Below are 6,119 nucleotides of genomic sequence, written 5' to 3'. Positions count from 1 at the left end.
CGACGGCCTCGCGCTGCGCACGGTCGCCCCGCGCCCGCTGAAGCCGGGCCAACTGCGCATCCAGGTCCACGCCGCCGGGCTGAACTTCCGCGACGTGCTGCTCGCGCTCGGGGTCTACCCCGGCACCGGCATTCCCCTTGGCGCCGAATGCGCCGGCATCGTCAGCGAGGTCGGCTCGGCCGTCGAAGGCTGGCGCGTCGGCGAGCGCGTGTTCGGGTTCGTGCACGACAGCATGGGCAGCGAGGCGCTCGCGCCGGCCGCCTTCGTCGCGCGCGTCCCGCCGGGCCTGTCGAACGAGCAGGCGGCCGCGCTGCCGGTCGCCTTCCTGACAGCGCACCACGGCCTGTTCGGCATCGCCGGCCTCAGGCGCGGCCAGCGTGTGCTGATCCATGCCGGCGCGGGCGGCGTCGGCCTCGCCGCGGTGCAGCTCGCGCTGCGCGCCGGTGCCGAGGTGTACGCCACGGCCGGCTCGCCCGAGAAGCGTGCCCACCTGCTCGCGATGGGCGTGCGCGCGGTGATGGATTCGCGCAGCACCTCGTTCGCCGCCGAGCTGATGCGCGCGACCGGCGGGGCCGGCGTCGACGTGCTGCTGAACTCATTGGCCGGCGACTTCATCCCGGCCGGGCTCGGCGTCGTCGCACCCGGCGGCTGGTTCCTCGAACTCGGCAAGCGCGACATCTGGACGGCCGAGGCCGTCGCGCAGGCCTGCCCCGGCATCCACTACGAGGCCTATGACCTGGGCGATGCGGCCTACGCCGAGCCGCGCCTGCTGCGCCCGATGCTGACCGAGCTGCAGGCCGGCCTGCAGGACGGCAGCCTGCAGCCGCTGCCGGTCACGGTGTTCGATGTCGCGCAGGCCGCCGACGCCTTCCGCCACATGGCGCAAGCGAAGCACATCGGCAAGATCGTGCTGCGCCTGCCGGTGGCCGGGGCGTTCGAGGTCCGCGCCGAGGCCTGCTACCTCGTCACCGGCGGTCTCGGTGCGCTCGGCCTGCACACCGCGCGCTGGCTGCAGCGCTCGGGCGCGCGCCAGATCGCGCTGCTCGGCCGCCACGCGCCGTCGCCCGAGGCGGCGCAGGCGATCCACGAGATCGAGGCGGCCGGCGCGCAGGTGCGTTGCTTTGCTGCCGATGCCGGCGACGCCGCCGCGCTGCAGCGCGTGCTGGACACCCTGGCGCGCGAGATGGCGCCGCTGCGCGGCGTCGTGCACGCGGCTGGCACGCTCGACGACGGCATTGCGCTGCGCCAGGACTGGCCGCGCTGTGCCGCGGTGCTGCACAACAAGGCGCAGGCGGCCCGGCACCTGCACGCGGCGACGCGCACGCTGCCGCTGGATTTCTTCGTGATGTATTCGGCCGCCGGCCTGCTGCTCGGCGCGCCGGGGCAGTGCGCCTATGCGGCCGCCAATGCCGAGCTCGATGCGCTGGCGCGCCTGCGCCGCACGCAGGGCCTGCCGGCGCTGAGCGTCGCCTGGGGCGTGTGGGGCCAGGGCGGCATGGCGACGCAGCTCGCCGCCGGCGGCCACGACCCCTGGCGCGAGCGCGGCCTGGCGCCGATCGAGCCGGCGCACGGCCTCGAGCAGCTGGCGCAGCTGCTGCGCGAGGGCGCGGTGCATGCCGCGGTGCTGCCGATCGACTGGCCGCGCTTCATCGCGACGCTGCCGGCCGGCGTCGACCCGGCCTTCTTCGACGACGTGGTGCCGCGTACGGCGGCGCCGGCCGCGCCGGCCGCCGAGCCGCAGGCAGCGCCCGCCACGGCGCTGTCGCGCCTGCAGGCGATGCCGGCCGGCCAGCGCGCCGCGGCGCTCGCGGCCCACCTGGTCGAGCGTGCGTTGCACGTGCTGGGCCTGGACGCCGGCACGCCGGTCGACCCGAAGACGCCGCTGAAGGACCTGGGCCTCGATTCGCTGATGGCGGTGGAACTGCGCAACGCGCTGACCCGCTCGATCGGCCGGCCGCTGTCGGCGACGCTGTTGTTCGACTATCCGACGCTGGCCGCGCTGACCGCGCACCTGATGCGCCTGCTCGGCCTCGACGAGCCGGCGCCGGCCGAGCCCGCGGCCATCGACACCCGGGCCGATGCGCTGCACGATCTGAGCGACGAAGAAGCCGAAGCCCTGCTGCTGCAAGAACTGGGAGATCCCCGATGACCGACCCGCGCGATGAAGCGCTGAGCCCCGTCAAGCGCGCGCTGCTCGAGATCCGCGAGCTGAAGGCCGAGCTCGCGCGCTCGAACGCCGCGTTGCACGAGCCGATCGCGATCATCGGCATGGCGATGCGGCTGCCGGGCGGCGTGGTCGATGCGGCCGGCTTCGCCGAGCTGCTGTGGTCGGGCACCGATGCGATCGGCCCGATCCCCGCCGAGCGCTGGAACCTCGACGCGCTCTACGACGCCGATGCCGATGCGCCCGGCAAGATGACGACGCGCTTCGGCGGCTTCGTCGACGGCGTCGACCGCTTCGATGCCGAGTTCTTCGGCATCTCGCCGCGCGAGGCCGCCAGCATGGACCCGCAGCAGCGGCTGCTGCTCGAGGTGGCCTGGGAGGCGCTCGAAGACGCCGGCCATGCGCCGGGCGAGCTCGCGGCCACGCCGGCCGGCGCGCGCACCGGCGTGTACCTCGGCATCAGCAACAACGACTACGGCCGCGCGCTGTACCGGCACCCCGAGCTGATCGACCCGTACTTCGCGACCGGCAATGCGGCCAGCGTCGCGTCGGGGCGGCTGTCGTACTTCCTCGGCGTGCACGGGCCGGCGGTCGCGGTCGACACCGCGTGCTCGTCGTCGCTGGTCGCGCTGCACCAGGCCTGCCAGGGGCTGCGGCTGAACGAGTGCGAGATCGCGCTGGCCGGCGCGGTCAACCTGATCCTGACGCCCGAGATGAACATCAACTTCTCGAAGGCCCGGATGATGGCGCCGGACGGGCGCTGCAAGACCTTCGATGCCGCGGCCGACGGCTACGTGCGCGGCGAGGGCTGCGYGGTGCTGGTGCTGAAGCGCCTGGCCGATGCGCAGGCCGCCGGCGACCGCGTGCTGGCCGTGGTGCGCGGCAGCGCGCTGAACCAGGACGGCCGCAGCGGCGGCCTGACCGCGCCGAACGGCCCGGCACAGGAGGCGGTGATCCGCGCCGCKCTCGCCGCGGCCCGGGTCGAGGCGCGGCAGATCGGCTATGTCGAGGCGCACGGCACCGGCACGCCGCTGGGCGACCCGATCGAACTCGGGGCGCTGTCGGCCGTGCTCGGCAGCGGGCGCGATCCGGCGCAGCCGCTGCGCGTCGGCTCGGTCAAGACCAACATCGGCCACCTGGAGGCCGCGGCGGGGCTGGCCGGCGTGATCAAGGTGGTGCTGTCGCTGCAGCGCGCGCAGATCCCGCCGCACCTGCACTTCACGCAGGGCAACCCGCACATCGACTGGAACTGGCCGGTGCAGGTGCCGACGCAGGCGACCGACTGGCCGGAGATCGACGGCCGCCGGCTCGCCGGCGTCAGCTCGTTCGGCTTCAGCGGCACCAATGCGCACGTGATCCTGGAAGCCGCCCCGCTGCCATCGCTGGCGGCCCCGCCGGCCGGCCCGCTGCGGCCGGCCCACCTGCTGGTGCTGTCGGCGCGCGACGAGGCGGCGTTGCTCGACCTGGCGCGCCGCCACGAGGCGCGGCTGCTGCAACTCGATGAGAGCGTCGAGGCGGCCGACCTGTGCTTCAGCGCGAACACCGGCCGCTCGCATTTCTCGCACCGCGTCGCACTCACCGGGGCGAGCGTCGACGAGCTGCGCGCCGGCCTGGCCGGCTTCCTCGCCGGCAGCGACGACCCCGCCATCGCGCGCGGCACGCTCGAAGGCGCGGCGCGGCCGCAGGTCGCCTTCCTGTTCACCGGGCAGGGCGGGCAGTACGCCGGCATGGGCCGCGCGCTGTACGACAGCGCGCCGGTGTTCCGTGCCGCGATGGACGCCTGCAACGCCGCCGCGGCGCCGCTGCTGCCGCGGCCGCTGCTCGACGTGATCTTCACGCCGGCCGGCGGCCATTCGCCGATCAACGAGACGGTGTGGGCGCAGCCGGTCAACTTCGCGATCGAGGTGTCGCTGGCCGCGCTGTGGCGGTCGTGGGGCATCGAGCCGGTCGCGCTGCTCGGGCACAGCCTCGGCGAATACGCGGCCGCCTGCGTGTCGGGCATGCTGTCGCTCGAAGACGGCATCCGGTGCGTGATCGAACGCGGCCGGCTGACGCACGAGCTGCCGGCCGACGGTGCGATGGCGGCGGTGTTCGCGCCCGAGGCCGTCGTGCAGGCCGAGTTGGCGAACGGCCCTGCCGCGCTGACGATCGCCGCCTACAACGGCCCCGAGCATTTCGTCATCAGTGGCCCGCGCAATGCGGTCGATGCGGCGACGCAGCGGCTCGAGGCAGCCGGCGTGCGCGTCAAGCTGCTGCGCGTGCCGCATGCGGCGCATTCGGCGCTGATCGAGCCGGTGCTGCCGGCCTACCGGCGCGTGCTGGAGACGGTGACGTTCCATGAGCCGCGCATCGCGCTGGTCTCCAACGTCAGCGGCGCACCGGCCGGCGCGGCCGAGATCGGCCGCGTCGACTACTGGCTCACGCACATGCGCCAGCCGGTGCGCTTCGCGCAGGCGCTGCAGGGCCTGCTGGCGCAGGGCATCACGCATTTCATCGAGGTCGGGCCGCACCCGGTGCTGCTGGGGATGGGGGCCGAGTGCGTTGGTGCAGGCGGTGAAGCGGGCGCGGCAGTCGAATGGCTGCCGTCGCTGCACCGTGAGCGCTCCGACTGGACCGACCTGCTCGCCAGCCTGCAACGCCTGTACGTGGCGGGCGCCGACGTGAACTGGGCGGCGTTCGACGCGCCGTATGGCCGCAGCCGCGTCGCGCTGCCCACGTATCCGTTCCGTGCGCGGCGGCATTGGATGGACGTCGTCGGCGAGCGTCCGGAAAGCCCCGCGCCGGCGGTCGATGCGGCGCAGCGCTGGTCGCGCGTCAGCACCGCGCTGTCGCGCCAGGCCGAGCGCGGGCCGCTGGACCTGAACGCTTCCTCGTACCCGGCCAAGTGGGAGTGCCTGGCGCGCGTGACGAGCGCGCATGCGGCGCACACGCTGCGCGAGGCGGGCCTGTTCCTTTCAGCCGGCGAATCGCACACGCTCGACGGCCTGATGCAGCGCAGCGGCATCGGCGCGAGCTACCGGCACCTGGTGTCGCGCTGGCTCGACAGCCTGGTGACGGGGGGCACGCTGCGGCGCGCCGGCGAGGCCTTCGTCGCCGATCAAGCCCTTGCCGAGCCACCGCTGGCCGCGCTGTGGGCCGAGGCCGAGCGCCTGTTCGCCGACAACCAGCCGCTGCTCGCCTACGTGCGCCACTGTGGCTCGCTGGTGGCGCCGGTGCTGCTGGGCCGCGAGAGCCCGCTCGAGACCTTGTTCCCCGGCGGCTCGTTCGAGCTCGCCGAGAACCTCTACGAACGCTCGGCGACGATGCGCTACATCAACGGCCTCGCGGCCGCCGCCTTCGAGACGCTGGCCGCCAGCGTGCCGGCGGGCCGTTCGCTGCGCGTGCTGGAGGTGGGGGCCGGCACCGGTGGCACGAGCTCCGCGGTGCTTGCGGCCTTGCCCGCCGACCGCGCGCAGTACCACTTCACCGATGTCTCCGACGTGTTCCTCGATCGGGCCCGCGAGCGCTTCGCGGCCTGGCCGTTCCTGCGCTTCGGCCGCTTCGACATGGACGCCGATCCGCAGGCCCAGGGCTTCGCGCCGGGCAGCGTGGATGCGATCGTGTCGGCCAATGCGGTGCATGCGAGCAAGGACCTGCGCGTCGCGCTGAAGCGGCTGCGCGCGCTGCTCGCGCCGGGCGGCATGCTGGTGCTGGTCGAGTCGACGACGCACCTGCCGTGGTTCGACATGACGACCGGCCTGATCGAAGGCTGGCAGCACTTCGCCGACGACCTGCGCGGCGACAACCCGCTGCTGCCGCCGGCGCGCTGGCTCGAGGCCTTGCGCGATGCCGGCTTCGACGAGGCCGGCGCCTGGCCGCCCGCCGGCTCGCCGGCCGAGGTGCTGGGCCAGCATGTGATCGTCGCGCGCGTGCCGGGCGATGCGGTGGGCGCCGCGGCGTCTGCGGAGGCGGCGGC

Annotated in this window: 2 protein-coding genes; both read left to right on the top strand. The window is 74.3% G+C overall.

Annotated elements, in window-relative coordinates; genetic code table 11:
• A partial coding sequence (locus tag AC1DXV_RS30165; protein ID WP_477937128.1) for a type I polyketide synthase occupies positions 1-2,149 on the top strand: 2,149 nt, incomplete at its 5' end.
• On the top strand, positions 2,146-6,119 hold a 3,974-nt coding region (locus AC1DXV_RS30160; protein ID WP_477937126.1), incomplete at its 3' end, for a type I polyketide synthase. The genes AC1DXV_RS30165 and AC1DXV_RS30160, both read left to right, overlap by 4 nt.

Source organism: Rhizobacter sp. P3_C12 (assembly GCF_056402735.1).
The sequence above is the reverse complement of the archived record's forward strand: the minus strand, read 5'-3'. Positions and strand labels throughout refer to the sequence as shown.